30 protein-coding genes and 1 pseudogene are annotated in these 25,463 nt (G+C 63.8%); 16 read left to right on the forward strand and 15 right to left on the reverse strand.

Annotation, left to right across the window (positions count from 1 at the left end):
- Positions 1 to 112 precede the first annotated feature (112 nt).
- Both IFU31_RS12345 and IFU31_RS12350 read right to left on the reverse strand, forming a co-directional pair.
- Entirely contained in the window at positions 113 to 1,030 is a 918-nt protein-coding gene (locus IFU31_RS12345; RefSeq protein WP_192059370.1) for a LysR family transcriptional regulator, read from the reverse strand.
- Positions 1,031 to 1,116: 86 nt separating this feature from the next.
- Complete coding sequence (locus IFU31_RS12350; protein WP_122479935.1) at positions 1,117 to 1,377, reverse strand: accessory factor UbiK family protein; 261 nt, start codon at positions 1,375 to 1,377, stop codon at positions 1,117 to 1,119.
- 413 nt (positions 1,378 to 1,790) lie between these two features.
- On the opposite strand from IFU31_RS12350, the gene glnK reads away from it, so the two are divergent.
- The 4 genes from glnK (at position 1,791) to sutA (ending at position 4,554) form a co-directional block, all read left to right on the forward strand.
- Complete coding sequence (gene glnK / locus IFU31_RS12355) at positions 1,791 to 2,129, forward strand: P-II family nitrogen regulator (protein ID WP_002555808.1); 339 nt, start codon at positions 1,791 to 1,793, stop codon at positions 2,127 to 2,129.
- Between the two features lie 40 nt (positions 2,130 to 2,169).
- Positions 2,170 to 3,504: an ammonium transporter gene (locus IFU31_RS12360; protein ID WP_122479934.1), complete on the forward strand. Its 1,335-nt coding sequence runs from the start codon at positions 2,170 to 2,172 to the stop codon at positions 3,502 to 3,504.
- Between the two features lie 201 nt (positions 3,505 to 3,705).
- Positions 3,706 to 4,131: a secondary thiamine-phosphate synthase enzyme YjbQ gene (locus IFU31_RS12365; protein ID WP_122479933.1), complete on the forward strand. Its 426-nt coding sequence runs from the start codon at positions 3,706 to 3,708 to the stop codon at positions 4,129 to 4,131.
- Positions 4,132 to 4,230: 99 nt separating this feature from the next.
- Entirely contained in the window at positions 4,231 to 4,554 is a 324-nt protein-coding gene (gene sutA / locus IFU31_RS12370) for a transcriptional regulator SutA (protein ID WP_122479932.1), read from the forward strand.
- Positions 4,555 to 4,677: 123 nt separating this feature from the next.
- Here sutA and IFU31_RS12375 read toward each other — a convergent pair whose 3' ends face one another.
- Genes IFU31_RS12375 through lptM form a run of 6 tightly spaced genes read right to left on the reverse strand, consistent with a single transcriptional unit; the run spans position 4,678 to position 9,230 of the window.
- On the reverse strand, positions 4,678 to 5,373 hold the full coding sequence (locus IFU31_RS12375; protein WP_192055092.1) for an HAD family hydrolase: 696 nt from the start codon (positions 5,371 to 5,373) through the stop codon (positions 4,678 to 4,680).
- On the reverse strand, positions 5,370 to 6,266 hold the full coding sequence (gene xerC / locus IFU31_RS12380) for a tyrosine recombinase XerC (protein WP_192103117.1): 897 nt from the start codon (positions 6,264 to 6,266) through the stop codon (positions 5,370 to 5,372). The genes IFU31_RS12375 and xerC overlap by 4 nt, the downstream gene beginning before the upstream one ends.
- Position 6,267: 1 nt before the next feature.
- Entirely contained in the window at positions 6,268 to 6,975 is a 708-nt protein-coding gene (locus IFU31_RS12385) for a DUF484 family protein (RefSeq protein WP_185794683.1), read from the reverse strand.
- A gap of 13 nt (positions 6,976 to 6,988) precedes the next feature.
- Positions 6,989 to 7,819: a diaminopimelate epimerase gene (gene dapF / locus IFU31_RS12390; RefSeq protein ID WP_122479928.1), complete on the reverse strand. Its 831-nt coding sequence runs from the start codon at positions 7,817 to 7,819 to the stop codon at positions 6,989 to 6,991.
- A gap of 4 nt (positions 7,820 to 7,823) precedes the next feature.
- Positions 7,824 to 9,071, reverse strand: a complete 1,248-nt coding sequence (lysA, locus tag IFU31_RS12395) for a diaminopimelate decarboxylase (RefSeq protein WP_192103119.1) — start codon at positions 9,069 to 9,071, stop codon at positions 7,824 to 7,826.
- Between the two features lie 9 nt (positions 9,072 to 9,080).
- A complete protein-coding gene (gene lptM, locus IFU31_RS12400; RefSeq protein WP_043192229.1) occupies positions 9,081 to 9,230 on the reverse strand; it encodes an LPS translocon maturation chaperone LptM in 150 nt (49 codons plus the stop codon).
- A 184-nt stretch (positions 9,231 to 9,414) separates the two neighbouring features.
- Here lptM and cyaY point away from each other — a divergent pair, with 184 nt between their 5' ends.
- On the forward strand, positions 9,415 to 9,741 hold the full coding sequence (gene cyaY / locus IFU31_RS12405; RefSeq protein WP_122479926.1) for an iron donor protein CyaY: 327 nt from the start codon (positions 9,415 to 9,417) through the stop codon (positions 9,739 to 9,741).
- The gene (locus IFU31_RS12410; RefSeq protein ID WP_192103122.1) at positions 9,741 to 9,977 is read left to right on the forward strand and encodes a DUF1289 domain-containing protein; all 237 of its coding nucleotides are present in this window, start codon (positions 9,741 to 9,743) and stop codon (positions 9,975 to 9,977) included. Before cyaY ends, IFU31_RS12410 begins: the two co-directional genes overlap by 1 nt.
- Before the next feature lie 29 nt (positions 9,978 to 10,006).
- Here the strand turns inward: IFU31_RS12410 and IFU31_RS12415 are convergent, their stop codons facing one another.
- The 3 genes from IFU31_RS12415 to argH all read right to left on the reverse strand — a co-directional run bounded on the left by IFU31_RS12415 (position 10,007) and on the right by argH (position 12,183).
- Positions 10,007 to 10,255 (reverse strand): TIGR02647 family protein, encoded by a 249-nt coding sequence (locus IFU31_RS12415; protein ID WP_122479924.1) that lies wholly within the window; start codon positions 10,253 to 10,255, stop codon positions 10,007 to 10,009.
- A gap of 125 nt (positions 10,256 to 10,380) precedes the next feature.
- Positions 10,381 to 10,659, reverse strand: a complete 279-nt coding sequence (locus tag IFU31_RS12420) for a hypothetical protein (RefSeq protein WP_122479923.1) — start codon at positions 10,657 to 10,659, stop codon at positions 10,381 to 10,383.
- Between the two features lie 129 nt (positions 10,660 to 10,788).
- Complete coding sequence (argH, locus tag IFU31_RS12425; RefSeq protein WP_192103123.1) at positions 10,789 to 12,183, reverse strand: argininosuccinate lyase; 1,395 nt, start codon at positions 12,181 to 12,183, stop codon at positions 10,789 to 10,791.
- 226 nt (positions 12,184 to 12,409) lie between these two features.
- On the opposite strand from argH, the gene IFU31_RS12430 reads away from it, so the two are divergent.
- From IFU31_RS12430 to rsd, 7 genes are all read left to right on the forward strand, one after another.
- Positions 12,410 to 13,477, forward strand: coding sequence for a sensor histidine kinase (locus IFU31_RS12430; protein WP_192103125.1), 1,068 nt, complete (start codon positions 12,410 to 12,412; stop codon positions 13,475 to 13,477).
- Positions 13,474 to 14,220: a LytR/AlgR family response regulator transcription factor gene (locus IFU31_RS12435; RefSeq protein WP_122479920.1), complete on the forward strand. Its 747-nt coding sequence runs from the start codon at positions 13,474 to 13,476 to the stop codon at positions 14,218 to 14,220. Before IFU31_RS12430 ends, IFU31_RS12435 begins: the two co-directional genes overlap by 4 nt.
- A gap of 90 nt (positions 14,221 to 14,310) precedes the next feature.
- Entirely contained in the window at positions 14,311 to 15,252 is a 942-nt protein-coding gene (gene hemC / locus IFU31_RS12440) for a hydroxymethylbilane synthase (protein ID WP_122479919.1), read from the forward strand.
- Entirely contained in the window at positions 15,249 to 16,007 is a 759-nt protein-coding gene (locus tag IFU31_RS12445) for a uroporphyrinogen-III synthase (protein ID WP_192103128.1), read from the forward strand. The genes hemC and IFU31_RS12445 overlap by 4 nt, the downstream gene beginning before the upstream one ends.
- A gap of 49 nt (positions 16,008 to 16,056) precedes the next feature.
- Positions 16,057 to 17,193 carry a uroporphyrinogen-III C-methyltransferase gene (locus IFU31_RS12450; RefSeq protein ID WP_192103130.1) on the forward strand — a complete coding sequence of 379 codons (1,137 nt, stop codon included), beginning with the start codon at positions 16,057 to 16,059 and terminating at the stop codon, positions 17,191 to 17,193.
- Positions 17,190 to 18,446, forward strand: coding sequence for a heme biosynthesis HemY N-terminal domain-containing protein (locus tag IFU31_RS12455; protein ID WP_192103132.1), 1,257 nt, complete (start codon positions 17,190 to 17,192; stop codon positions 18,444 to 18,446). The genes IFU31_RS12450 and IFU31_RS12455 overlap by 4 nt, the downstream gene beginning before the upstream one ends.
- Before the next feature lie 285 nt (positions 18,447 to 18,731).
- A complete protein-coding gene (gene rsd / locus IFU31_RS12460) occupies positions 18,732 to 19,205 on the forward strand; it encodes a sigma D regulator (protein ID WP_122479915.1) in 474 nt (157 codons plus the stop codon).
- An 18-nt stretch (positions 19,206 to 19,223) separates the two neighbouring features.
- Here rsd and IFU31_RS12465 read toward each other — a convergent pair whose 3' ends face one another.
- Positions 19,224 to 19,916: an FKBP-type peptidyl-prolyl cis-trans isomerase gene (locus IFU31_RS12465; protein WP_192103133.1), complete on the reverse strand. Its 693-nt coding sequence runs from the start codon at positions 19,914 to 19,916 to the stop codon at positions 19,224 to 19,226.
- A 148-nt stretch (positions 19,917 to 20,064) separates the two neighbouring features.
- Here IFU31_RS12465 and IFU31_RS12470 point away from each other — a divergent pair.
- Positions 20,065 to 20,823 (forward strand): annotated as a pseudogene (locus tag IFU31_RS12470) (AlgP family protein); the annotation flags it as partial.
- Here IFU31_RS12470 and IFU31_RS12475 read toward each other — a convergent pair.
- A complete protein-coding gene (locus IFU31_RS12475; protein WP_192103136.1) occupies positions 20,820 to 21,320 on the reverse strand; it encodes a TIGR02444 family protein in 501 nt (166 codons plus the stop codon). The pseudogene IFU31_RS12470 and the gene IFU31_RS12475 overlap by 4 nt on opposite strands.
- Positions 21,321 to 21,370: 50 nt before the next feature.
- Between IFU31_RS12475 and IFU31_RS12480 the strand changes: the two genes are divergently transcribed.
- Together IFU31_RS12480 and IFU31_RS12485 are read left to right on the forward strand one after the other, a co-directional pair.
- The gene (locus IFU31_RS12480; RefSeq protein ID WP_192103138.1) at positions 21,371 to 23,281 is read left to right on the forward strand and encodes an ATP-binding cassette domain-containing protein; all 1,911 of its coding nucleotides are present in this window, start codon (positions 21,371 to 21,373) and stop codon (positions 23,279 to 23,281) included.
- Between the two features lie 97 nt (positions 23,282 to 23,378).
- A complete protein-coding gene (locus IFU31_RS12485; protein WP_185794693.1) occupies positions 23,379 to 24,011 on the forward strand; it encodes a LysE family transporter in 633 nt (210 codons plus the stop codon).
- Between the two features lie 9 nt (positions 24,012 to 24,020).
- Here IFU31_RS12485 and elbB read toward each other — a convergent pair whose 3' ends face one another.
- On the reverse strand, positions 24,021 to 24,680 hold the full coding sequence (gene elbB / locus IFU31_RS12490) for an isoprenoid biosynthesis glyoxalase ElbB (RefSeq protein WP_122799748.1): 660 nt from the start codon (positions 24,678 to 24,680) through the stop codon (positions 24,021 to 24,023).
- 90 nt (positions 24,681 to 24,770) lie between these two features.
- Positions 24,771 to 25,385 (reverse strand): DedA family protein, encoded by a 615-nt coding sequence (locus tag IFU31_RS12495; protein WP_122479910.1) that lies wholly within the window; start codon positions 25,383 to 25,385, stop codon positions 24,771 to 24,773.
- Positions 25,386 to 25,463: the final 78 nt, after the last annotated feature.

Genomic DNA, 25,463 nt, shown 5'->3' on the forward strand with positions numbered 1-25,463 from the left:
ACGGTGCTACGGGTGGCAGCAGCAGGCAGGTCATGGTTTCCAGAGATTGCTTTTCAGCAACAAACCCGCCACCAAGGCGAGTTTGTGAGATGGGTTACACGTTGTTGCGACCCTACACCACCCCCCCTCGATCTCCCATGAACGCCTCCAGCCGCGACCGCAACCACCGCTCCGCCGGATCCGTATCGGTGATGCTCAACCACACCATCGACAAATCCAGCGTTGGCGCATCGAACGGCAGCGGTTCGTCGAACAGGTTTCCATGGGCAGCCATCGCGGTGGCGGCGTAGTCGGGCAGGCCGGCGAGCATGTCGGTGCCGGCGAGCAGGGCGGGCAGCGAGCTGAACTGGGGCACCGACAGCACCACTTGGCGGGTGCGGCCGATTTCCTGCAGCCACTCATCGGCGATACCGCTGGTGTGCGCAGTCGGTGACACCAGTACATGGGGCCGGGCGCAGTATTCGTCCAGGGTCAGAGGGGTGGCCGATTTATCGGCGCGCAGCACGCGGGGGCGCATGCGGCGTAGTAGTTTGCGCTTGGCATTGGCCGGCAGGCCGCGGGTCTGGCTGATGCCCACGGTGATGTCGCCGGAGGCGAGCAGGTCGGGAATGCGCCAGTAATCCACGTGCTGCACCACGATCACCACTTTCGGCGCCTCGGTGCGCAGTGCGCGCAGCACTTGCGGCAGCAAACCGAACTCGACGTCGTCGGACAGGCCGATGCGGAAGGTCATGGTGCTTACGGCCGGATCGAAATCATGGGTCAGGCTCAGCGCCACCGACATCGCGTCCAGCGCGGGGGAGAGGTGCCGAATGATTTCCTCGGCGCGCGCGGTGGGTTCCATGCGATGGCCGATGCGGATGAACAGCGGGTCGTTGAACAGGGCGCGCAGCCGGTTCAGGGCTGAACTGACCGTGGGCTGGCCGAGGAACAGCTTTTCCGCGACGCGGGTGACGTTGCGCTCGAGCATGAGGGCTTCGAACACCACCATCAGGTTGATATCAGCCTTGCGCAGCTCGTTGCGGTTCATCGAAGCACGTCCCTGCTGTTCAATGGCAATGCCGAGCGTGGCACAAAGCGGTGCAGCCGATCGGCAACCGAGCTGCGTCTCAGATATTACTCGGCCTTGGGTGCTGCCTTGGCTTCCATCTCGGCGACTTTGGCTTCCAGGCTCTCCAAGCGCGCGCGGGTACGCGCCAGCACGACCATCTGGCTGTCGAATTCCTCGCGGCTGACCAGGTCGAGCTTGCTGAAGCCGGACTGCAGCAATGCCTTGAACTGACCTTCGAGCTCCGCGCGCGGCTGTGCGGTGTCACCGCTGAACAAGCGCGAGGCGTGGTCGCTCAGGGTGTCGAGGAACGCTTTGGGCGGGAGCATGGGAAATTTCCTGAGACAAAGTGATGCGCAGTGTATCACGCAGCCATGCGCTGAAAAGCCGAGCCGCGGCGCACGGTTTTCGCGCACAGGTGTGCCCAGCGCTGCACCCTTGTTGTGCGCTTGCCCGCGCTGCCTGCTCAAACCGCTGCACAAAAGCCGCGCAGGGTGGCCAAATCTCGCGGTTTGCACGACATGGCAAGCTTTCTGCTTAGAGCCAAGAGACCCAGGCACTGATGGACTCGTCGTGACGAGAACGGTGCGCAGCTTCAAGGGAAGTGTTTCGTCAGCAGTTGTTTATCGGTTGTCGGTCCGGGCTGCGGGGTCGACGACGCGTTACAAAGCCAGGCACTGCGCTTAGACTTGATCCGGGTTTGTTTTCCTGGGGCAAGTCCACCAATTCGGGAGAGAGTTTCATGAAGCTAGTCACTGCCATCATCAAGCCATTCAAGCTGGACGACGTGCGCGAGTCGTTGTCGGAAATCGGCGTGCAAGGCATCACCGTTACCGAAGTCAAGGGTTTCGGTCGGCAGAAAGGCCATACCGAGCTGTATCGCGGCGCGGAGTACGTGGTCGACTTCCTGCCCAAGGTCAAGATCGACGTCGCCATCGATGACAAGGATCTGGATCGCGTCATCGAAGCCATCACCAAGGCCGCCAACACCGGCAAGATCGGCGACGGCAAGATTTTCGTGGTCAATCTGGAACAGGCGATTCGCATTCGTACCGGCGAAACCGATACCGACGCAATCTAAAAAAAAGCCGACACAACCCAACGCCCCAGGAGTAAACAATATGACTCTGCGTCAATTCGCAGGGCTAGGAGCCCTGTTGTCCCTCGCAATGCCAGGCCTTGCCCTGGCGGACGAGGCGGCAGCCCCCGTTCTCAACTCCGGCGATACCGCCTGGATGCTGACCGCGACCGCCCTCGTGCTGTTCATGACCATTCCTGGCCTGGCGTTGTTCTACGGCGGCATGGTGCGCTCCAAGAACGTGCTCTCGGTGATGATGCAGTGTTTCGCCATTACTGGCCTGATCAGCATCCTGTGGATGGTCTACGGCTATAGCCTGGCTTTCGACACCACTGGCATGGAGCAGGGCGTCGTCAACTTCAATTCGTTCGTCGGCGGGCTGTCCAAGGCTTTCCTCAGTGGCGTGACGCCGAGCAGCGTCACCGGCCCGGCGGCACTGTTCCCTGAGGCAGTGTTCATCACCTTCCAGATGACTTTCGCCATCATCACCCCGGCGCTGATCGTCGGCGCCTTCGCCGAGCGCATGAAGTTCTCCGCGATGCTGATCTTCATGGCCATCTGGTTCACCCTGGTCTATGCACCCATCGCGCACATGGTCTGGTCCGGCAACGGCGGCCTGATGTGGGACTGGGGCGTGCTGGACTTCGCGGGCGGCACCGTGGTGCACATCAACGCCGGTGTTGCCGGTCTGGTTGCGTGCATCGTGCTGGGCAAGCGCAAGGGCTACCCGACCACCCCGATGGCGCCGCACAACCTGGGCTACACCCTGATCGGCGCGGCCATGCTGTGGATCGGCTGGTTCGGCTTCAACGCCGGTTCGGCTGCAGCGGCGAACGGCACTGCCGGTATGGCAATGCTGGTCACCCAGATCGCCACCGCCGCTGCGGCGCTGGGCTGGATGTTCGCCGAGTGGCTGACCCACGGTAAGCCAAGCGCACTGGGCATCGCTTCGGGCGTGGTTGCTGGCCTGGTGGCCATCACCCCGGCGGCCGGTACTGTCGGTCCGATGGGTGCACTGGCAATCGGCCTGGTGGCCGGTGTCATCTGCTTCCTCTGCGCTACTACGCTCAAGCGCAAGATGGGCTACGACGACTCACTGGACGCCTTTGGCGTACACGGCATCGGCGGCATCGTCGGCGCGATTCTGACCGGCGTGTTCGCAGCGCCCGCGCTGGGTGGTTTCGGCACCGTCGAAGACATCGGCGCGCAGGTCTGGATCCAGCTCAAGGGCGTCGGTTTCACCGTGGTCTACACCGGTATCGTGACCTACGTCATCCTCAAGGTGCTGGATGCGGTGATGGGTCTGCGAGTCAACGAAGAAGAAGAGGCCGTGGGCCTTGACCTCGCGCAGCACAACGAGCGCGGCTACAACTTGTAACCGTTCGGAAAAAAATGCCCGGCTTGCCGGGCATTTTTTTGCCTGCGATTTGTCATCTGCTTCAGGTCCGGCGGGTTTGCCGCCGGGGCTGTCGGCTGCCGTAGCGATCGCGCGCGGCGGCTCAGTGCAAAACAGTCGCGAACAGGCTCTTTGCTTTTTCCCAGAGCGCGCTAGAATGCGCCCCGAACGGACGAGAACGGTATGTGGCAGCAAACCCTCATCACCTTGCGAGCCAGGCCTCGCGGGTTTCACCTGGTGACTGACGAGTTGCTCGCACAACTGCCGCGCCTGCGCGAATGCCGCGTGGGCCTGCTGCATTTGTGGCTGCAACACACTTCGGCGTCGTTGACCGTCAACGAAAACGCCGATCCGGCCGTTCGCCGGGACTTCGAGCGTTTCTTCAACCGCCTCGTGCCACAGGGTGCAGACGGTTTCGAACACAACGACGAAGGGCCCGACGACCTGCCAGCGCACTTCAAGGCCAGCTTGCTGGGCTGCCAGGTGACCGTTCCGGTGACCTCGGGAAGGCTGGCGACAGGTACCTGGCAAGGTATTTATTTGGGCGAGCATCGCGATCATGGCGGCGCGCGTCGGGTCCTTGCCACGCTGTATGGTGAGGACGCTTGACCGCTGGTTACCAGTGGATGTGAATTTTTTCCGGCAACCGTCGACATAAGGTAAAGCTGGGCTATAAATAATCTGCTTTCGCAAGTCATGAGGTAGAACATGAGCGACGATGATCTGGAAAACGACGACCTCGAAGTAGGCGAAGAAGACGAGGCCGAAGAAACCCTCGAGGCGGCTGCCGAAGACGTTGCGGAGGACGACGGTGGCGACACACCCGTACCCGCTGCCAAGGGCAAGGCCAAGGCGGCGGTGTCGGTGGATGAACTGCCGAGTATCGAAGCCAAGAACAAAGAGCGCGATGCGCTGGCTCGGGCGATGGAAGAGTTCCTGTCGCGCGGCGGCAAGGTGCAGGAAGTCGAGCCCAACGTGGTGGCCGATCCACCCAAGAAGCCCGACAACAAGTACGGCAGCCGCCCTATCTGAAGGCTCGTCGCTCGAAGCAACATAGAAAAAGCCCGCGGTCGCTGCGGGCTTTTTTGTGGGTGCGGGGTAGACACTGACGGCCTCTTCGCGGGCAGAGAACTCGCCGCTCGCCCGCTCCCACAGCTAGCCCAGTTGCAGCAGCAGTGCAGGCAACTGTGCCAGGCTGGCGATCTCGGCGTCGGGTTTGCCTTCGGCGGCCCATGGCTTGCCTTGCGGGTTGTACCAGATGGCCTTCATGCCCGCCTTCTGCGCGCCGGCGATGTCATCGCTGGGGTGATCGCCAATGTGCACCGATTCGTGGGCGCCCGCATCGCCCAGGCGCATGGCTTCCAGAAAGGGCCGCGAATCCGGCTTGCCCACGCCCAGGTCTTCGGCACACAGCGCAAAGGTGAAGAAATCAGCGATGCCCAGTCGACGCACATCGGCGTTGCCGTTGGTAACCACGCCCAGGGTATAACGCTGGCAAAGGATCTCCAGGGCTGGCTGGGCCTCGGGAAAGATGTCCACCTGATGCCGAGCGTGCAGGAATACCTCGAAGGCCTTGTCGGCCAGCGAGGCCGCTTCATCCTCGGCATAGCCAGCGTCTTGCATGGCGTGCCGCAGCACACGACGGCGCAGCGCGCTGATGCGGTGCTTGAGCGAAGGGTCGGCGTCGACCAGGCGCTGGCGGATCTGGAACAGGTACTCGACCGGCACTGGGCCCAGTGCCGGCGCCTGGTCGGCCAGCCAGTCGCGCAGGATGGCTTCGGCGCTGACGATGACCGGGGCGGTATCCCACAGGGTGTCGTCGAGGTCGAAAGTGATCAGCTTGATGCTCATGAGTCGCCGCCTTTGCGTTTTGCCCGTGGGTGGGCACTGTCGTAGACACTGGCCAGGTGCTGGAAGTCCAGGTGGGTATAGATCTGCGTGGTAGCGATGTCGGCGTGGCCAAGCATCTCCTGCACGGCGCGCAGGTCGTGGGACGACTCGAGCAGGTGGCTGGCAAACGAATGACGCAGCATGTGCGGATGCAGGTTCTGCCCCAGCTCACGCTCGCCGGCGGCCTTGACCCGTACCTGGATGGCACGCGGCCCGAGCCGGCGCCCCTGCTGGCTGACGAACACGGCATCGTCGATGGGGTCGCTCATCGAGCGCAGCGCCAGCCACTGCTCCAGCGCCGCGCGCGCCTTGCGACCCAGGGGCAGTACACGGGTCTTGCTGCCCTTGCCATGCACCTGCACCAGGCCGTCGGCGAGGTCGAGCTGCCCGAGGTCGAGGCTGGTCAGCTCCGACAAGCGCAGACCCGAAGAATAGAACAGCTCGAGAATGGCCTGATCGCGATGGGCCAGGAAGTCGTCTTCCACCGCACCTTCGAGCAGCTGCAGGGCGCGATCGGTGTCCAGCGTCTTGGGCAGGCGACGCTCGCCCTTGGGCGGCGCCAGGCCATTGGCCGGGTCGTGGCTGCAGAGGCCTTCGCGATTGAGGTAGCGATACAGGCCACGCACGGCCGAAAGCAGGCGCGCCAGACTGCGCGACGACTGCCCTTGCTGATGCTGGCGAGCGATCAGACGCCGCAGCAGCTGGATGTCCAGTGCCTGCCAGGTCGCCAGGCCTTCCTTCTCGCAGAATTCGACGACCTTGGTCAGGTCGCGCCGGTAGGCATCCAGGGTATGCACCGACACCTGGCGCTCACTGCGCAGGTGCGTGCAGTAGGCATCCAGTTGTTCGCGCACCTCAACGTACCGAGCGCAGCGCGCCGGTGTAGCGTGGCAATACCCGGCTGAGCACTTCGCCGATATGGCTGAGGAACAGCGTGCCCACCGAACTCTTGTAGTGCGCAGGGTCGCGGCTGCCGATGGCCAGTACGCCGTGCAGGCCTTGATGCAGCAATGGCACCAGCGCGGTCGAGCCGACCTGCGGGGCCTGGTCGCTGCCGAACAGGAACGCCAGTTCGTGTTCGCGCAAGGCACCACTGAGCGACTTGCCCTCCGACAACAGCCCACCGATGGCCTGCTGCGCTTCACCACTGGTCACGCTGCGGCCTACCGGGGCGGGAATGTCGTTGAACAGGATCAGGCTGACGAAGGGCACCTGGAAGTCTTCGCGCAGGCTGTCTTCGACGCTGATCACCAGCTCGTCCAGGGACGCGGCATCGAGCATGGCCAGAATCAGGCGGCGAGTCTTCTCGAACAGGCGATCGTTGTCGCGCGCGACCTCCATCAGGTGCGAGAGGCGCTGGCGCATCTCGCCGTTGCGGTCACGCAGCAGCGTCATCTGCCGTTCCACCAGCGACACCGTGTCGCCGCGCTGGTGGGGCAGGCGCAGCTGAGTCAGCAATTCCTCATGCTGCTCGAAGAACGCCGGGTTGGCGGCAAGAAAGTCGGCCACGGCCGAAGCCTCCAGGACCTCCGCAGGCGCGGGTACTTGAGGCTGGTCGGTCATTGGCTGTACTCGGTCATAAACGCACTTGTCCTTCGAAGACCCGAACCGCAGGGCCGGTCATGATCACCGAATGGCCTGGCCCGGCCCATTCGATGGACAGGCGGCCGCCCGGCAGGTCGAGCAGCAGTGGCGAATCCATCCAGCCCTGGCTGATGGCTGCGACTGCGGCAGCACAGGCGCCGGTGCCACAGGCCTGGGTCTCGCCGGCGCCACGCTCCCAGACACGCAACTGCGCGCGGGTGCGATCGACTACGTGCAGAAAGCCCACGTTCACCCGTGCCGGAAAGCGCGGATGGTGTTCGATCTTCGGCCCCAGTGCGTGCACCGGCGCATTGTTGATGTCGTCGACACGCAGGACTGCGTGGGGGTTGCCCATGGACAGGGCGGCGATCTCGACGCTCTGGCCATCGACGGACAGCTCGTAGCTGCGCGCCTGGGAGTCGGCCTGGAACGGGATGTCGGCCGGCACCAGGCGCGGCGGGCCCATGTCGACGCTGATCTGACCATCGCTGCGGACGTCCAGGGTGATGATGCCGCCCTTGGTTTCCACGCGAATGGTCTTCTTGGCCGTGAGGCGCTTGTCCAGCACGAAGCGGGCGAAGCAGCGCGCGCCGTTGCCGCATTGCTCCACCTCCGAACCGTCGGAATTGAAGATGCGATAGCGGAAGTCGACATCGGGATTGTTCGGCGCTTCGACCAGCAGCAATTGATCGAAGCCGATGCCGGTGTGGCGATCGCCCCACTGCTTGGCATGCTTGGGCAGGATATGGGCATGTTGGCTGACCAGGTCCAGCACCATGAAGTCGTTGCCCAGGCCATGCATCTTGGTAAAACGCAGTAGCATGGGATTACTCCGGCAACAGGCTTTCGCCGGCGAAAAGCTCGGCCACGGTTTCGCGGCGGCGTACTTCGAATGCCTGGTCACCATCGACCAGCACCTCGGCACAGCGGCCGCGCGTGTTGTAGTTCGAGCTCATGACGAAACCGTAGGCGCCGGCCGAATGCACGGCCAGCAAGTCGCCTTCGGCCAGCACCAGTTCACGCTCCTTGGCGAGGAAGTCACCGGTTTCGCAGATCGGCCCGACGATGTCGTAGGCACGTGCCTGACCTTCCCGCGGCTTGACCGGGCTGACATTCATCCATGCCTGGTACAGGGCCGGGCGGATCAGGTCGTTCATCGCCGCGTCGACGATGGCGAAATCCTTGTGCTCGGTATGCTTGAGGTATTCCACCTGAGTCAGCAAGACCCCGGCATTGGCCACGATGAACCGCCCCGGCTCGAACACCAGGGTCAGCTCGCGACCGTCCAGGCGCTCGCGCACGGCCTGGATGTAGTCGGCAACCAAGGGCGGCTGCTCTTCGCTGTAGCGCACGCCCAGGCCACCGCCCAGGTCGATGTGGCGCAGGTAGATGCCGCAGTCGCCAAGGCGATCGACCAGGTCGAGCAAGCGATCCAGGGCGTCGAGGAACGGTGCCAGCGTGGTCAGTTGCGAGCCGATGTGGCAATCCACGCCGATCACGTCGAGGTTGGGCAACTGCGCGGCACGTACATAGACGTCTTCGGCTGCAGCGATGTCGATGCCGAACTTGTTCTCTTTCAAGCCCGTGGAAATGTACGGGTGGGTGCCCGCGTCGACGTCCGGATTGACCCGTAGCGACACAGGCGCGCGCACGCCTAGCTCGGCGGCGACTTCCTGCAGGCGTTCCAGCTCGTCGGTGGATTCGACGTTGAAGCAGTGCACGCCTACTTCGAGGGCGCGGCGCATGTCGGCGCGGGTCTTGCCGACCCCGGAAAACACTACGCGCTCGGCGCGCCCGCCCGCAGCCAGCACGCGCTCCAGTTCGCCGCCCGAGACGATGTCGAAACCGGCGCCCAAACGCGCCAGGACATTGAGCACGGCCAGGTTGGAGTTGGCCTTCACGGCAAAGCAGACCAGCGACGGGGTGCCCTGCAGGGCATCGGCGTAGGCGTTGTACTGCGCCTCGATGTGGGCGCGCGAGTAGACGTACGTCGGCGTGCCGAAGCGCTGGGCCACGGCCGACAGGGCTACGCCTTCGGCAAACAGTTCACCGTCGCGGCGTTGAAAAGCGTCCATGGTGTTCCCTTAGTAGTGCTTGTGCGGTTGCGACGACTTGGCTTGGTCCTCGGGAGATTTGCTGTCATCGGGCAGGTACAGCGGGCCCTTTTGACCACAGGCGGACACCAGGCAGGCAACGGCGACGAGCGCGGCCAGGGAAGAGATCAGGCGCTTCATGGCGAAATCCTTTGTATAAGCAGTAATTGCGCCCGAGTATACCCAGCGCCCGGCATGGTGGCTATGCAGGTGGGCCGCCAGCGGTGCCACCGATCCAGACGGGTGCATTATGCTTTGCATAAACCGCTGGCTGCTCGTATCTTGCCGCCCGTAGCGCGAACAGACACTTTCCGAGGTTCCTGCAATGAGTTTGACCGAAGCCCGTTTCCACGACCTGGTCGATGCCACCCAGCAGGCGCTGGAGGAGTTGCTCGAGGACCACGCCGACGACATCGAAATTTCCGCCGGCATGATGACCATCAAGTTCGACAACGGCAGCCAGCTGATCATCAGCCGCCAGGAGCCGCTGCGCCAGCTGTGGCTGGCCGCGCGCTCCGGTGGCTATCACTTCGATTACGACGAAGAGTCGGGCAAGTGGCGCTGCGAGAAATCCGAGGAATTGCTGGGCGAGGTACTGGCCCGGGCGACCGAGGAACAGGCCGGCGTCGAGCTGGATTTCGAAGAGATCTGATGGTGAGCCAGCCCGCACGCGCGCCCAAGCCGCTCTACAGCAACGTCAGCCCGTCGGTACAGTCACCTTGCGTGAGCCTGTGCCGGCTGGACGAAGAACGCGTTTGCCAAGGGTGTTTCCGCCATGTCGAGGATATCCGCGCCTGGCGCTCGGCCGATGACGATACGCGGCGCCAGATCATCGCTGTGGCTGATCAGCGCCGGTTGCAGGCGCTGTCGGCGCCTGCTGGCGACTGACAGCACCTGCTTTCATCAAGCCCCGATGCTCAGGCAGGCTCGGCCACCGTCAGGATGGTGAGCAATGACTGCGCGTGCCCGGCAGCCTCATGGCCCAGGCTGGTCAGGTAGCCGCCATCGGGCTTGGTGATCAATTCCTTTTCATGCAGGCGAGTCGCGGCGGCAATGGCCGCAGGTGATGCAGTGTGGTGGATTTTCAGACCTTCCATGGTGTTGCCGAGGTTGAACAGGGCAAGGATTTCCAGCTCGGCAACCAGTTCCGGGGTGTAGGACGACATAGGCGCTCCCGACTTTCTTATGGAATGAACGACAGCACCGAGGGGCGCTGAACGCTGTACCCCGACACCGTGGCAGCGGGGTTTTTCCAGTGTAGTCAGCCGCAGGCGAACGCGCCTGTTCAGCGTCAGACTTTTTCCGCGGGCAGCTCGGGCAAGGCACGCAGAGCGGCTTCGTACCAGGCCGTGTCGAACGCGCGATCCTGCTCCAGAATGGCATCGATCTCGATCGCCAGTACATGGGCCATCATGTTGAGGATGTCCTCGCGCTCATAGCCCACCAGCGTCAGCTTGTTGAACGTGGCCTTGGCCGCGGGCGGGTTGTCGCTTTCGATCTGATTCTCGATGGCCTGGGTGAGGGTGGCTTCGGCAAATGCTTCGTCTTCGTCTGGCAGGTTGTCGCTCATGGGGATGTTCTCGATCGGGGTCAATGTCGGGTTCTGGGGGGAGCCCTTCGCGGGCAGAGACCCGCTCCCACAGGATATCTAACATCTACTGTGGGAGCGGGGCGCGAAGAGGCCGGACCTGCCAAGCGCCTAGCGAGCCGCCAGCAAATCGCGGCCGCGAGCGACTGCCGCACGCACCTGAGCAGGCGCCGTGCCGCCGATGTGGTCGCGGGCATTGACCGAGCCTTCCAGGGTCAATACCTCGAACACGTCCGCATCGATCTGGTCACTGAACCGGCGCAGTTCTTCCAGGCTCATTTCCGCCAGGTCCTTGCCGGTGTCCACGCCATGCTTGACCGCATGCCCGACGATCTCGTGGCAATCGCGGAACGGCAGGCCACGGCGCACCAGGTAATCGGCGAGGTCGGTGGCGGTGGAGAAACCACGCAGCGCGGCTTCGCGCATCATGGCGTGCCTGGGCTTGATGGCCGGGATCATGTCGGCAAAGGCCCGCAGCGAGTCGCGCAGCGTGTCGGCGGCGTCGAACAGCGGTTCCTTGTCTTCCTGGTTGTCCTTGTTGTAGGCCAGCGGCTGGCCCTTCATCAGGGTCAGCAGGCCCATCAGCGCACCGAATACCCGGCCGCTCTTGCCGCGCACCAGTTCCGGTACGTCGGGGTTCTTCTTCTGCGGCATGATCGAGCTGCCGGTGCAGAAGCGGTCGGGCAGGTCGATGAACTGGAATTGCGCGCTGGTCCACAGCACCAGCTCTTCGGAGAAGCGCGACAGGTGCATCATCGCGATGCTGGCCGCAGCGCAGAATTCGATGGCGAAGTCACGGTCCGAAACGCCATCCAGCGAGTTGTCGCCGACGGCTTCGAAGCCCAGCAGCGTGCAGGTCAGCTCGCGGTCGATGGGGTAGGTGGTGCCGGCCAGCGCGGCGCTGCCCAGCGGCATGCGGTTGGTGCGCTTGCGGCAATCGACCAGGCGTTCATGGTCGCGGCTGAGCATTTCGAACCACGCCAGCAGGTGATGCCCGAAGGTCACCGGCTGCGCGGTCTGCAGGTGGGTGAAGCCCGGCATGATGGTGTCGGCCTCGCGCTCGGCCTGTTCCAGCAAGCCCTGCTGCAGGCGAGTAATTTCGCTGAGGATGAGGTCGATCTCGTCACGCAGCCACAGGCGAATGTCGGTGGCCACCTGGTCGTTGCGGCTGCGCCCGGTGTGCAGCTTCTTGCCGGTGACACCGATGCGATCGGTCAGGCGCGCTTCGATGTTCATGTGCACGTCTTCCAGATCCGTGCGCCAGTCGAACTGGCCCGCCTGGATTTCCTGCTCGATGGTGCGCAGACCGTCGACGATGGTGTCGCGCTCCGCATCGGTGAGCACACCGACCTTGGCCAGCATGGTGGCGTGGGCGATCGAGCCCATGATGTCATGGCGGTACAGGCGCTGGTCGAAATCGACCGAGGCGGTGAAGCGGGCGACGAAGGCGTCGACGGGTTCACTGAAGCGGCCGCCCCAGGACTGGTTGGTCTTGTCAGTGCTCATGAATTGGCTCGTGCAAGGCGTGAACGGGAAATTGCCGCAATAATAACAAATGCGGCCCGGGTCTGTTGGCGGCATAGTGCAGGTGTCTATTGTCTGCATTCACTCCTTCGCGGGCAGAGGGGTCGCCGCCCGCCCCCGCTCTCACAAGTGATCACGTTGACCTGTGGGAGCGGGTCTCTGCCCGCGAAGAGGCCTGCGACACACTACAGCAGCCAGGAAGCCGTACATGTTCAGCAAGCCGTCGAACCCTCCCGAGCCGGATTTCTTCCTGCCCGAGCTTTGCCTGCCCCAGGCGTTGTTGATGCTGATCGTGCTGGCGCAGTTGCTGGTGTTCGTGCTGGTGCTGGCCGAACCCATGAACCCAGGCTTCAACTGGGTGCGCCTGGCCCTCACTTCGCTGTTCGTGCAATGGATCGTGCTGCTCTCGGCGGCCTTGCTCTGTGCCCTGCGCCCCTGGCTGGCGCGCCTGCGCCCCGGTATGGCGGGTGGGTTGTGCTGCGCCCTGGTGGTGGGCCTGACCCTCGCGGGCACGGCGGTGATCGACTACTTCCAGTTGGGCGGGCTCGACACGCCGACCGTGGAGGTCAATCGGTACCTGCGCCACGCCCTGATCGGGCTGATCATGTCGGCCTTGCTGCTGCGCTACTTCTACCTGCAGAGCCAGTGGCGGCGCCAGCAACAGGCCGAATTGCAGTCGCGTATCCAGGCCCTGCAGGCGCGCATTCGCCCGCACTTTCTGTTCAACAGCTTGAACAGCATCGCCAGCCTGGTGGTCAGCGATCCGGTCAAGGCCGAGCAGGCGGTGCTCAATCTGTCCGACCTGTTTCGTGCCAGCCTGGCCCAGCCCAACAGCCTGGTGATGTGGCGTGATGAGGTGGAGTTGGCCAAACGTTATTTATCGATTGAGCAATATCGTCTCGGCGAGCGTCTACAGTTGCACTGGAGGATCGAAACAATCCCGGATGATCTGCCGATCCCCCAACTTACTTTGCAACCGTTGTTGGAGAATGCGCTGGTACATGGCATCGCCCCTTTGATTTCGGGCGGGGTGATCAGCGTGGAGGCCGACTACAAAGGGGGAGAGTTCATATTGACCATCAGCAATCCCTACCAAGAGGCCGCCACAGCGCAGGCGTCGGGCGGAACCCAGCAGGCGCTGGCAAACATTGGCGCTCGACTTGCGGCACTTTTCGGTCCGCGCGCAAGTCTTAGCGTGAATCGCCGTGACGGTCGTCACTTCACTTGTCTACGTTATCCATGTGCGAGACTCACGCAGGAATCCAGCGCTCTATGAATGTCCTGATCGTTGATGACGAACCCCTTGCCCGCGAACGTTTGAGCCGACTGGTTGGCGAGCTCGAGGGCTACCATGTGCTCGAACCCGGCGCCAGCAACGGCGAAGAAGCCCTGAGCATGATCGAGGCACAGAAGCCGGACGTAGTCCTGCTCGACATTCGCATGCCCGGCCTGGATGGCCTGCAGGTCGCCGCCAGGCTGTGCGAGCGCGACACGCCGCCGGCGGTGGTATTCTGCACCGCCCATGACGAGTTTGCCCTGGATGCCTTTCAGGTCAGTGCCGTGGGCTACCTGGTCAAGCCGGTGCGCTCCGAACACCTGCTCGAAGCGTTGAAGAAGGCGGAAAAACCCAACCGCGTGCAACTGGCCGCCCTGACACGTCCGGCTGCCGAGGCGGGGACCGGTCCGCGCAGCCATATAAGCGCAAGAACCCGCAAGGGCATCGAGTTGATTCCGTTGGATCAGGTTATCTACTTCATTGCCGATCACAAGTACGTCACCCTGCGCCACGAAGGCGGCGAGGTCTTGCTCGATGAACCGCTCAAGGCGTTGGAAGACGAGTTTGGCGATCGCTTCGTGCGTATCCATCGCAACGCCCTGGTGGCCCGCGAGCGCATCGAGCGCTTGCAGCGCACGCCCCTGGGTCACTTTCAGCTCTATCTGAAGGGGCTCAACGGCGACGCGCTGATCGTCAGCCGACGCCATGTGGCCGGCGTGCGCAAGATGATGCAGCACCTCTAGCCCTCAGCAGGCGTGCCCAGTCCGCCGGGCTGGGCGCGGCCTGGCGCACAGCTGGTATCATCGTCCGCTAATCTTCATACGGATCGATTCATGCCCATTCGCGAAATCCGCATCGCCACCCGTAAAAGCGCGCTTGCTCTGTGGCAGGCCGAATACGTCAAGGCCCGCCTGGAGCAGGCGCATCCCGATCTGCAGGTCACCCTGGTGCCGATGGTCAGTCGCGGCGACAAGCTGCTCGACTCACCATTGTCGAAGATCGGCGGCAAGGGGCTGTTCGTCAAGGAGCTGGAAACCGCCCTGCTCGAAGGCACGGCGGACATCGCCGTGCACTCGATGAAAGACGTGCCGATGGACTTCCCCGACGGGCTGGGGCTGTACTGCATCTGCGAGCGCGAAGACCCTCGCGACGCCTTCGTTTCCAACGCCTGGGACAGCCTGGAGGCGCTGCCGCCCGGCAGCATCGTCGGCACCTCCAGCCTGCGTCGCCAGACCCAGCTGCTGGCGCGACGTCCCGACCTGCAGATCCGCTTTCTGCGCGGCAACGTCAACACCCGCCTGGCCAAGCTCGATGCCGGTGAATACGACGCGATCATTCTGGCTGCGGCCGGCCTGATCCGCCTGGGCTTCGAAGAGCGCATCACCACCAGCATCAGCGTCGAAGACAGCCTGCCTGCGGGCGGCCAGGGCGCGGTCGGCATCGAGTGCCGGACGGCCGACAGCGAGATCCACGCGCTGCTGGGGTCATTGCATCACCGCGATACCGAATTTCGCGTGAGCGCCGAGCGCGCCCTGAACAAACACCTCAACGGTGGCTGCCAAGTGCCCATCGCCTGTTACGCCGTGCTCGAAGGGGAGCAGATCTGGCTGCGCGGCCTGGTGGGCGACCCGGCTGGGCAGCGTCTGCTGCATGCTCAGGCACGCGCGCCGCTGGCCGATGCGCAACAGTTGGGCGTACAGGTGGCCGAAGCCCTGCTGGAGCAGGGCGCCGACGACATTCTGCGCGCGGTGTACGGCGAGGCCGGTCATCCTTGAACCCCTGGCGAGTGTTGCTGACCCGACCCTGCGACGAGTGCGCGCTGCAAGCCCAGGCGCTGCTGGAACAGGGCGTGTTCGCGGCGAGCCTGCCATTGCTGGCGATCGAGCCGCTAGCGGACAGCGACACTCAGCGGCAGGTGTTGGCCGAACTGAATCGATACAATGCCGTGATCGTGGTCAGCAAGCCCGCCGCGCGCCTGGCCCTGGACCGCGCGCCTGCCAACCTCGGGCAGACCTCGTGGTTCAGCGTCGGTGCCGGCACGGCGGCCATTCTCGAAGCGCGTGGGCTGACCGTGACGTATCCTGAAACAGGAGACGATAGCGAAGCCTTGCTGAATCTGGCCCAATTGCGCGTCGCATTGGCGAGCCCCCATCCACGGGTGCTGATCATCCGTGGCGAAGGCGGACGCGAGGCTCTGGCCGAGCACTTGCGTGAGCAGGGCGCGACGGTAGAGTATCTGCAACTGTACCGACGCAGCATTCCGGTCTACCCACCGGGTGCGCTGGCGTCCCGTATCGCATCGGAACGCTTGAACGCCTTGGCGGTCAGCAGTGGGCAGGGTTTTCAACACTTGCACCAATTGGCAGGCGAGCAGTGGTCGGTGATCCGTACCCTGCCGCTGTTCGTGCCCAGCCCGCGGGTAGCTGCGCTGGCGCGTGAAGCCGGTGCGGTGAATGTTGTGGATTGCCGAGGTGCCAGTACCTCGGCGTTGCTGGCGGCGCTGCGCACGCAGGCCGCACCCAGATCGTAAGGCGCGACCGCCAGCGAGGCGACCGCGCCCCTATGCAAAGGATGGACACGTGAGCGAAACAGCCTTGCCCAAAGACGAACCCAAGAGCGCCCCACAGGTGCCTTTCGAACAGCCAGCCGCCTTGCCCCCGCAGCGCTCGGCCAATGGCAACGGCTTGGCGATCATTGCGCTGCTGCTTGCCGCTGCCGGTCTGGCCGCAGCTGGCTGGGGCGTGTGGCAGGTGCGCACGCTGACCGCCGGCCACCAGCAGCAGTCGCGGGTGATCGAAGGGCTCGCCACGCAAACGCTGACGCTGGAACACAACGAACGGCAACTCAGTGCCGATCTCGCGCAGTTGCCCGACTCCAACGAACTCGAAGACCGCCACCGCCTGCTCGCCCAGTTGCAGGGCGATCAGCAGCGCTTGAGCCAGCGCCTGGAAACCGTGCTGGGCGCCAGCCGCAAGGACTGGCGTCTGGCCGAAGCGGAGCACCTGCTGCGTCTGGCCAGCCTGCGCCTGTCTGCTCTGCAGGACGTCACCAGCGCCAAGGCGCTGGTGCAGGGCGCCGACGAAATCCTGCGCGAGCAGGACGACCCACAGGCCTTCGCCGCACGCGAGCAACTGACCCGCAGCCTGGCGTCGCTGCAAGGCACCACCCAGCCGGATCGCACCGGGTTGTTCCTGCAGCTGAGCGCCTTGCGCGAGCAGGCCACGCAGCTGACGGCGCTGGCGCCCGAATTCCAGGCGGCCGCGGCAGCTGCGCAGGGCAACTCACCCGAAGGCGAGACCCGCTTGCGCCAGTGGTGGAACAAGATTTCCGGTTTCTTCCGGGTCGACTTCAGCCCCGATGACAGCATCCGGCCGTTGCTGGCCGGGCAGAGCCTGAGTCAGGTTCGCCTCGCCTTGAGCCTGGCGCTTGAGCAGGCCCAGTGGGCCGCGCTAAATGGTCAGGGCAAGGTATATACGCAAGCGCTGGACGACGCCCGCAGTATTCTGGTGGCAGGCTTCAATCGCGAGAATGGCCCGACCCAGGCCATGATCGAACAGTTGACCGCCCTGAAGAATCAGCCGGTTTCGGTCACCACACCTGATCTGGATGCAAGCCTCAACGCCATCCAGGCCTACCTGCAACATCGTCATACGCCGGTCGAAGGCCTGCAGAAGTCGACCGAAGCAGCGCCGGCCGCTGTGGAGAGCCAACCATGAAACGGTTCTACGTGATCCTGTTTCTGGTGATTGCCGCCATGGTCGGCCTCGGCCTGGCCGTGGCCAAACACCCCGGCTACGTATTGATCGACTACCCCCATGTGATGCGCTACGAGTCAGGCCTGTGGACCACGCTGCTGGCGTTGCTGGTGCTGGTCTTGGTGGCGTTCGTCGTCTACCTGCTGATCAGCGTGCTGGTCAGCTCCGGCCGCGTGGTCAATCCATGGTCGGGCCGCAATCGCAACCGCCGCGTGCAGACATCCATCGAGAAGGGCCAGCTGGACCTCGCCGAAGGGCGCTGGGCCAGTGCCCAGAAGCACTTGCAGCACGCAGCCGAAAATGAACGCCAGCCATTGCTCTATTACCTCGGCGCAGCACGCGCCGCCAATGAGCAGGGCCGCTACGAAGACAGCGACAACCTGCTCGAACGGGCCCTGGCACGTCAGCCACAAGCGGAATTGGCAATTGCCTTGAACCATGCTCAATTGCAGAGCGATCGCGGCGACAGCGACGGTTCGCTGCAGACCCTGCAGGCCATGCACGAACGTCATCCGCGCAACGTGCAGGTGCTGCGTCAGCTGCAGCGTGTGCACCAGCAGCGTGGAGACTGGCCAGCAGTGGTCAAACTGCTACCACAACTGCGCAAGGACAAGGCCCTGCCGGCGGCCGAACTCGCCGAGCTCGAGCGGCGTGCCTGGGGCGAGAACCTGAGCGTGGCCGCGCACGCGCCCGTTCAGGAGCAGGGGCAGGGTGAGGCAGGACTGGCTGCACTGGAGCGCGCCTGGCAGGCACTCAGCTCGGCACAGCGCCAGGAACCCGCATTGGTGCTCGCCTATGCCGAACAACTGCGTCAGGTGGGTGCGCAAGCCCAGGCTGAAGACGTGCTACGGACTGCGCAGAAGCGTCAGTACGACACGCACCTGGCTCGCCTCTATGGCCTGGTGATCGGCACCGACCCTGCGCGCCAACTGCAGACTGCCGAAGGCTGGCTCAAACAGCACCCCCACGATGCCGGGTTGTTACTGACCCTGGGTCGCCTGTGCCTGCAGAACCGCTTGTGGGGCAAGGCCCGCGACTACCTGGAAAGCAGCCTGCGCCTGCAGCGCAGCCCGGAAACCTGCGCAGAACTTGCACGCCTGCTCGCCCAGTTGGGCGATACCGAACGCAGCAACCAGTTGTTCCAGGAAGGCCTCGGGCTGCTTGACGAACGTTTGCTGGCTGCACCCCTGCCCACTTCGGTGCGCACGCTCTGAATCGCTTTCGCGTGTAGAACGAGGCCGCGCCACTGCTCTGCCCCCGTGCGCACCCGGAGGCAGGGGCAGGCGCCAGTAAAACCGGCATTTGGCGCAATGTCCCCCTGATTAAACGCTTGTATGAACTTTATCCGATGCGTACCTTGATGCCATTGGCGCACGGGCATAATCTCCCCCTGCATGTACATCGACATTCGCCGTCACAGACCGCGAATCGGTCCGAGCCCTGCTTCCTGTCGTACAGGAGCGCGAAGCCGGGCATGACCCACAAGGGAAGCACTCATCATGTTGGAAAGTTGCCAGAATGCCCAGGAACGTTGGGGCGGAGTTCACCTGCTGATCGATCGCTGGCTGCAGGAGCGCAATGAGCTGATCAAGGCGTTCGATGCATTGGGCGACACGCCTCAGGCTCTGGTCGAAGATCGCAAGAGGCTGCAGGATTTCTGCGGCTTGCTGGTCGACTACACATCGGCCGGCCATTTTGAAATCTACGAACAGTTGACCGACGAAGCCAAGGCGTTCAATGACAAGCGTGGTCTGGAACTGGCCGACACGATCTGGCCACGCATCGACGAAATCACCCAGAAAGCGCTCGACTTCAACGATTACTGCGACAAGGGCGACTGCTCCGATGCCGCCGTCATTCTGGACAAGCTCAAGGAGCTGGGTCGGTTGTTGCACGAGCGCTTCGAGCTCGAGGACTGCCTGATCGAGGTCTTGCACAACGCTCACAAGGAAGAGTCCGTCGCCCAGGCGTGACTCTCTTTCGACGCGGCCCTAAGGGGCCGTGGCCAGCAGATGAATGTCGAACGTCAGCGGTGTATTGGGTGGTATCAAGGCACCGGCGCCGTCTGTTCCATAGGCGTGCGCCGATGCAATGACCACACGCCACTTCGCGCCGACCGGCATCTGCGGCAACACCGTACGCCAGCCCTCGATGACGCTGTCCAGGCGAAACCACTGCGCCTGGGTGCTTTGGTCGAACACGCTGCCGTCGGGCAGCTTCCCCACGTATTGAACCTGCACACGTCCATCGGCGGTGGCAGGTGCCCCTGCGCCAGGTTCCAGTACGGTTACCAGAATGCCCTCAGCGATCTCCCGCACCCCGGCCTTGGCTCGTTCGGCGGCCATGAAGCGGCGCTCGGCGGCCAGCGCCTGTTCCGTATCGGCTGCTTCGTCAGGCTTGTCCGTCTTGTCCGTCTTGTCCGCCTGTGCCTGATACTGAGCCAGCAATTGGCCGATGCGCTCGTCGCTCAATGCCAGCGGCTCTTGTCGATACGCCTCCTGCAAGCCCTTGAGCAGGGCGTCGAGTTGAAGCCCGGGGGCGTCCTGGCGCAGGCGTTCCCCCAGGCTGGCGCCCACACTGTAGGCCAGGTCGCGGGCACCGTCCGGCGCAGCTTGCGCGTGCGCTTGTGGCAGGGCCAGGGACAATGGCACCAGGGACAACGACAACAGCAGGCGAGGCAACATCACATTCTCCAGGACAAGACACGGCGAGCATGGACCGATTATGCCACCGACCGGGAAACGGGGCCTCGCGGACACAGTCAACATGTTCTGGCGGCTCTACAGCCACAGGTCTAGTATGAGCCTCTACCCATCGGCCAGGAGGTAACCCATGTCGGCTAACAAGAAGCCCGTAAACACCCCGTTGCATTTGCTTCAACAGCTTTCCGGCAGTTTGCTCGAGCACCTCGAAAGTGCATGTTCCCAGGCCTTGGCCGATGCTGAAAAACTGCTCGCCAAGCTCGAGAAGCAGCGCGGCAAGGCTCAGGAAAAACTGCACAAGTCGCGCACCAAAGTGCAGGACGCTGCTACTGCCGGCAAGAAAAAGAAGCAAGCCAAGGCGCACGACTCGGTGAGCGAACTCGAACAACTGCTCGACGAGCTCAAGGACCGCCAGGCCGAAACCCGCGCCTACATCGTCGAGCTCAAGCGCGACGCCCAGGAAAGCCTGAAACTGGCGGCCGGGGTAGGGCGCGTCCAGGAAGCGGCGAGCAAGGCAATCGAAACCCGTTCGGCCAAGCCCAAGGCAACCCCTGCGGTCGCGGCCAAGTCGGCCAGCCCGGCAGCCAAGCCTGCCGCTCGCACGCCCGCCAAGAGCACCCCAGCCGGGTCGACTGCACGTGCGGCCGCGAAGCCTGCAGCCAGCAAAACCACCCGTGTAGCTGCCGCAGCCACTGCGAGCAAGCCGGCGGTTTCCCGCAGCACTACCCGCAAGGCCCTGGCGGCCCCGGGCGCGGCGGTCAAGCCTGACGCCAAGGCACCCGCCAAGCCGGCTGCGCGGCCGGCCAGAAAGCCTGCGGCCGCCAAGTCGCTTGCCGCAGCCGTGCATTCGAGTGCGACCGAGTCCGGTGCTCCCGCCACTGGCGCTCAGGACGACAAGGGCGACGCATCTTCGAGCCAAGCCTGAGTCTCCCTGGCTGCCACGCCCAGCACGTGCAACGCCGCGCTCGAGTGCGCGGCCGTTGCGGGTAGCAAAGCAGGCAGCCAGGTCATGCTCAAGCCCTGCGTAGCGAGGGGCCAAGGTGCGGCCTGATCGTGCAGGCGCTGCAGCAACTGGCGTTCGGCGTTCAGTTCCAGTGCCTTGACCGATTCGCGCAGGTGCATCAGCTCAGGGTCTTGCACGGCCTGGGCTCGCCACTGCTGGCGCAATTCGCGCAAGGGTCGCACCACGTCCTCATGCCAAGGCGTGGCGATCGCCTCCAGCAGCGTCACCCGTTCGCATGTGCAGGCCACGCCCCTGGCATCCAGCCAGGCACCGCACAGCAGCAGGCACACGTTGGCGCCACCTGCCTGCAGCTGCAGGCAGGTGGTTTCGATGCCTGGTCGGGCATAGAGGTCCAGGGCAAACTTCCACAACTCATCATGCATCGTGCTACTCGCGCCAGTGGGCAAGGAAGCTGGTAGACTTCGCCGCCATTATGATCCGACTTCAGAACCTCACTTTACAGCGTGGCCCGCAGCGTCTGCTAGAAGACGCCGAGCTGACCCTGCACGCCGGTCAGAAAGCCGGCCTCATCGGCGCCAACGGCGCCGGCAAATCCAGCTTGTTCGCCTTGCTGCGCGGCGAGCTTGTGCCCGACTCCGGCAATTGCTACCTGCCCGCCGATTGGCGTATCGCTCACATGCGCCAGGAAGTCGATACCCTCGAACGCATTGCGGTCGACTACGTACTCGATGGCGATGTGCGTCTGCGCGAAGTCCAGCAGGCACTGGCGGACGCCGAGGCCACGCAGGACGGTGCGGCCCAGGCGCGCCTGCATGCCGAGCTCGACAGTGCCGACGGCTATACCGCGGACGCACGTGCACGCAAGCTGCTCGCAGGGCTTGGTTTCAGCAACGAGCAGATGGACCGTCAGGTCGGTGATTTTTCCGGGGGCTGGCGGATGCGCCTGAGCCTGGCTCAGGCATTGATGTGCCCTTCCGACCTGCTGCTGCTCGACGAACCGACCAACCACCTGGATCTCGACGCCATCCTGTGGCTCGAGGACTGGCTCAAGGGCTATCCCGGCACCCTGCTGTTGATCTCCCACGACCGCGACTTCCTCGACGAAGTCGTCGATCACGTGGCCCACGTCGAACAGCAGAAGCTGACCCTGTACCGTGGTGGCTACAGCGCCTTCGAACGCGCCCGTGCCGAACGCCTGGCGCAGCAGCAGCAAGCGTACGAGAAGCAGCAGGTGCAGCGCGCGCACATGGAGAAGTACATTGCGCGCTTCAAGGCCCAGGCCACCAAGGCGCGTCAGGCACAGAGCCGGATCAAGGCCCTGGAGCGCATGGAAGAGCTGTCGGCGGCACACGTCGACTCGCCCTTCGACTTCGTGTTCCGCGAATCGGTGAAGATTTCCAGCCCCTTGCTCGACCTGTCCGAAGGTCGGCTGGGCTACGGCGAAACGGCTGTGCTGGAGAAGGTCAAGCTGCAGCTTGCGCCCGGTGCGCGGATTGGCCTGTTGGGCCCCAATGGCGCGGGCAAGTCGACCCTGATCAAGAACCTCGCCGGCGAGCTCACGCCCATCGGCGGACGCCTGGTACGTGGCGAGAACCTGGTGGTGGGCTATTTCGCCCAGCACCAGCTGGACTCCCTGGACAGCAAGGCCAGCCCGTTGCTGCATCTGCAGCGGCTGGCGCCGGGCGAGCGTGAGCAGGTACTGCGCGACTTCCTCGGTGGCTTCGATTTCCGTGGCGCGCGCATCGATGAACCGGTGCTGAATTTCTCCGGTGGCGAAAAGGCCCGCCTGGCGCTGGCGTTGATTGCCTGGGAACGGCCCAACCTGTTGCTGCTCGACGAACCGACCAACCACCTCGACCTGGAGATGCGCCTGGCCCTGACCATGGCCCTGCAGGAGTTCAGTGGCGCGGTGCTGGTGGTGTCCCACGACCGGCATCTGCTCAAGAGCACCACCGACGATTTCCTGTTGGTGGCCGATGGCAAGGTCGAGCCGTTCGATGGCGATCTGGACGACTACGCGCGCTGGCTGGTGGATTATCGCCAGCGCCATGCCCCGATCAGCAATACCCCGGTCAACCTCGACAAGACCGACAAGAAAGCCCAGCGGCAGGCCGCCGCCGCGCTGCGTCAGCAACTGGCACCGCACAAGCGCCAGGCCGACAAGCTGGAGCGCGATCTGGGTGAAGTGCACGAGAAACTGGCGAAGATAGAAGCCGCCTTGTCCGACAGCGCCCTCTACGAGGCCGCGCGCAAGGATGAACTGCGCGATCAACTTGCCCAACAGGCCAGGCTCAAGGTGCGCGAGGGTGAGCTGGAAGAGCAGTGGATGGAAGCGCTGGAACTGCTCGAAGACATGCAGGCGCAGCTCGAGGCATTGGCCTGATACTGGGGCTTGATGCCGAGCTGCCTGCACGGGCCCATAGCCAAATTCGCTGCGCCGTTTTACCTTAGGCTGTCCCTATTCGAGCGTCGAGGTTCGTATGCTGCTGGAAACCTGGTTGGCCTTTTTGGTGGCGTGCTGGATCATCAGTCTTTCGCCTGGGGCCGGAGCTATCGCGTCCATGTCCAGTGGCTTGCAGCACGGTTTCCTGCGCGGCTATTGGAATGCGATCGGCCTGCAGTTGGGGCTGCTTCTGCAAATTGCGATCATTGCGGCTGGCGTTGGGGCCGTGCTCGCGGCGTCGGCCACGGCGTTCCAGGCGATCAAGTGGTTTGGCGTGCTCTATCTGCTCTATCTTGCGTTCAAGCAATGGCGTGCACTGCCTGCCGACCTCGGTGAGGAAGCGGGGCAAAAGCCGGCTGGCAAGGCCTCGAGCCTGGTGCTGCGTGGTTTTCTGGTGAACGTCGGCAACCCCAAGGCGCTGGTATTCATGCTGGCGGTATTGCCGCAATTCATCAATCCGCACGCGCCACTGCTGGTTCAATACCTGACCATTGCAGCCACCATGGTGACCGTGGACCTGATCGTCATGGCCGGCTATACCGGGTTGGCGGCGAAGGTGCTGCGGCTGCTGCGCACGCCGCGTCAGCAGCGACGCATGAACCGCACCTTCGCCGGCTTGTTCGTGGCGGCGGCGACCCTGCTCGCTACGCTGCGGCGGGTGCCTGCCTGAATTCGGCGGTCAGGCCTGGGTGAGTTCGATCACCCGGTCCACCAGCTTGTTGATGCCGGCGGCGGCTTCGCTGATGGTCTTGGCGCTCATGTAGGCGGGGGTGCTGACCAGCTTGCGGGCGGTGTCCTCGACGATCTCGGTCACTTCGCATTCCTGGTGGGTGCCACCCATCTTCTCGATGGCCTGCGCGGTTTCGGCATCGGTACCGATGGTGCAGGTCACGCCGGGGCCGTAGATTTTTGCCGCCAGCGCCGGTGAGATGCAGATCAAGCCAACCGGCTTGCGCGCTTCGGCGAAGGCCTCGGCCAGTGCCTGCACTTGCAGGTTGACCGAGCAGGCGGCGCCGTCGCTGGCGAAAGAGGACAGATTCTTCGCCGCGCCGAATCCGCCTGGAACGATCAAGGCATCGAAGTCGTCGGCGTTGGCCAGGGCGATGTCCTTGACCTCGCCACGGGCGATCCGCGCCGATTCCACCAGCACGTTGCGCGACTCGGGCATTTCCTCGCCGTTCAAGTGGTTGATCACATGCTTCTGGGCGACGTCGGGCGCGAAGCACTGCACTTCGCAGCCGCGCTGGTCCAGGCGCAGCAAGGTGATCACGCTTTCCTGAATTTCGCTGCCGTCATAGACGCCACAGCCGGAAAGGATCACCGCGATTTTCTTGGTCATGTCGAACTCCGATTGTGGCCACTGCTTCATTGGCATGTGTTCAGTAGCATGGATCACGCTCGGCGGCGTGTGTTCAGTTCGAGCGGGCCCTCAGGGCTGCTCGTCACCGGGCGCAGGCGTCGCCGCAGGGGCTTCCAGGCGCGCCTGGCGGGCGATGCGTGCGGCCTTGATGCGGCGCCGTACCCACAGCAGGACGCCGATCAGCACCAGCGCGCCAAGGACCCACAGCTCGTATTTCTTGACGTTGCCCAGCATGTGTTCGAGGAACGAGCCGAAATGGTAGGCCGCCAGGCCCAGTGCCGTGGCCCAGACCGCAGCCCCGATGCCGTTGAGCAGCAGGTAACGCCGTGGTGGGTAGCCGGACAGGCCGATTGCCACCGGCATGACGGTGCGCAGGCCATAGACGAAACGAAAGCTCAGGACCCAGATGTCCGGATGCCGGCGGATGTGCTCCAACGCACGGTCGCCCAACAGCTGCCAACGAGGTTTGCGCGCCAGTAGCTTGCGTCCATGCTTGCGGCCCATGAAATACCATAGCTGGTCGCCTGCGTAGCTGCCGAAGAAGGCCACCACCACAACCATGTTGATATCCATGTAGCCACGGAACGCCAGAAACCCGGCCAGGACCAGAATGGTCTCGCCTTCGAAGAACGTGCCGAGGAACAGGGCGAAATAGCCAAAATCGTTCAGGAATTGTTGGAGCATTTTATCGATGCTGGCGAAGTGAATGCGCAGCCTAACCCGTCATGGGCATACATGAAAGTGTCCAAATGTGTCTTGTCG

Origin of the sequence: Pseudomonas sp. CFBP 13602 (genome assembly GCF_014842725.1) — a bacterium.
Taxonomy (GTDB): Bacteria; Pseudomonadota; Gammaproteobacteria; order Pseudomonadales; family Pseudomonadaceae; genus Aquipseudomonas; species Aquipseudomonas baltica.

What these genes read in the sequence shown, in the direction of transcription:
- lptM (WP_043192229.1), bottom strand. Translation starts at nt 9,230, where the DNA reads ATGAAGCGCCTGATCTCTTCCCTGGCCGCGCTCGTCGCCGTTGCCTGC.
- lysA (WP_192103119.1), bottom strand. Translation starts at nt 9,071, where the DNA reads ATGGACGCTTTTCAACGCCGCGACGGTGAACTGTTTGCCGAAGGCGTA.
- rsd (WP_122479915.1), top strand. Translation starts at nt 18,732, where the DNA reads ATGTTGGAAAGTTGCCAGAATGCCCAGGAACGTTGGGGCGGAGTTCAC.
- IFU31_RS12415 (WP_122479924.1), bottom strand. Translation starts at nt 10,255, where the DNA reads ATGTCGTCCTACACCCCGGAACTGGTTGCCGAGCTGGAAATCCTTGCC.
- elbB (WP_122799748.1), bottom strand. Translation starts at nt 24,680, where the DNA reads ATGACCAAGAAAATCGCGGTGATCCTTTCCGGCTGTGGCGTCTATGAC.
- glnK (WP_002555808.1), top strand. Translation starts at nt 1,791, where the DNA reads ATGAAGCTAGTCACTGCCATCATCAAGCCATTCAAGCTGGACGACGTG.
- cyaY (WP_122479926.1), top strand. Translation starts at nt 9,415, where the DNA reads ATGAGTTTGACCGAAGCCCGTTTCCACGACCTGGTCGATGCCACCCAG.
- IFU31_RS12420 (WP_122479923.1), bottom strand. Translation starts at nt 10,659, where the DNA reads ATGAGCGACAACCTGCCAGACGAAGACGAAGCATTTGCCGAAGCCACC.
- IFU31_RS12385 (WP_185794683.1), bottom strand. Translation starts at nt 6,975, where the DNA reads ATGACCGACCAGCCTCAAGTACCCGCGCCTGCGGAGGTCCTGGAGGCT.
- IFU31_RS12350 (WP_122479935.1), bottom strand. Translation starts at nt 1,377, where the DNA reads ATGCTCCCGCCCAAAGCGTTCCTCGACACCCTGAGCGACCACGCCTCG.
- IFU31_RS12480 (WP_192103138.1), top strand. Translation starts at nt 21,371, where the DNA reads ATGATCCGACTTCAGAACCTCACTTTACAGCGTGGCCCGCAGCGTCTG.
- IFU31_RS12495 (WP_122479910.1), bottom strand. Translation starts at nt 25,385, where the DNA reads ATGCTCCAACAATTCCTGAACGATTTTGGCTATTTCGCCCTGTTCCTC.
- IFU31_RS12485 (WP_185794693.1), top strand. Translation starts at nt 23,379, where the DNA reads ATGCTGCTGGAAACCTGGTTGGCCTTTTTGGTGGCGTGCTGGATCATC.
- IFU31_RS12465 (WP_192103133.1), bottom strand. Translation starts at nt 19,916, where the DNA reads ATGTTGCCTCGCCTGCTGTTGTCGTTGTCCCTGGTGCCATTGTCCCTG.
- IFU31_RS12345 (WP_192059370.1), bottom strand. Translation starts at nt 1,030, where the DNA reads ATGAACCGCAACGAGCTGCGCAAGGCTGATATCAACCTGATGGTGGTG.
- dapF (WP_122479928.1), bottom strand. Translation starts at nt 7,819, where the DNA reads ATGCTACTGCGTTTTACCAAGATGCATGGCCTGGGCAACGACTTCATG.
- sutA (WP_122479932.1), top strand. Translation starts at nt 4,231, where the DNA reads ATGAGCGACGATGATCTGGAAAACGACGACCTCGAAGTAGGCGAAGAA.
- IFU31_RS12455 (WP_192103132.1), top strand. Translation starts at nt 17,190, where the DNA reads ATGAAACGGTTCTACGTGATCCTGTTTCTGGTGATTGCCGCCATGGTC.
- IFU31_RS12475 (WP_192103136.1), bottom strand. Translation starts at nt 21,320, where the DNA reads ATGCATGATGAGTTGTGGAAGTTTGCCCTGGACCTCTATGCCCGACCA.
- IFU31_RS12365 (WP_122479933.1), top strand. Translation starts at nt 3,706, where the DNA reads ATGTGGCAGCAAACCCTCATCACCTTGCGAGCCAGGCCTCGCGGGTTT.
- IFU31_RS12430 (WP_192103125.1), top strand. Translation starts at nt 12,410, where the DNA reads ATGTTCAGCAAGCCGTCGAACCCTCCCGAGCCGGATTTCTTCCTGCCC.
- hemC (WP_122479919.1), top strand. Translation starts at nt 14,311, where the DNA reads ATGCCCATTCGCGAAATCCGCATCGCCACCCGTAAAAGCGCGCTTGCT.
- IFU31_RS12375 (WP_192055092.1), bottom strand. Translation starts at nt 5,373, where the DNA reads ATGAGCATCAAGCTGATCACTTTCGACCTCGACGACACCCTGTGGGAT.
- IFU31_RS12360 (WP_122479934.1), top strand. Translation starts at nt 2,170, where the DNA reads ATGACTCTGCGTCAATTCGCAGGGCTAGGAGCCCTGTTGTCCCTCGCA.
- IFU31_RS12435 (WP_122479920.1), top strand. Translation starts at nt 13,474, where the DNA reads ATGAATGTCCTGATCGTTGATGACGAACCCCTTGCCCGCGAACGTTTG.
- IFU31_RS12410 (WP_192103122.1), top strand. Translation starts at nt 9,741, where the DNA reads ATGGTGAGCCAGCCCGCACGCGCGCCCAAGCCGCTCTACAGCAACGTC.
- argH (WP_192103123.1), bottom strand. Translation starts at nt 12,183, where the DNA reads ATGAGCACTGACAAGACCAACCAGTCCTGGGGCGGCCGCTTCAGTGAA.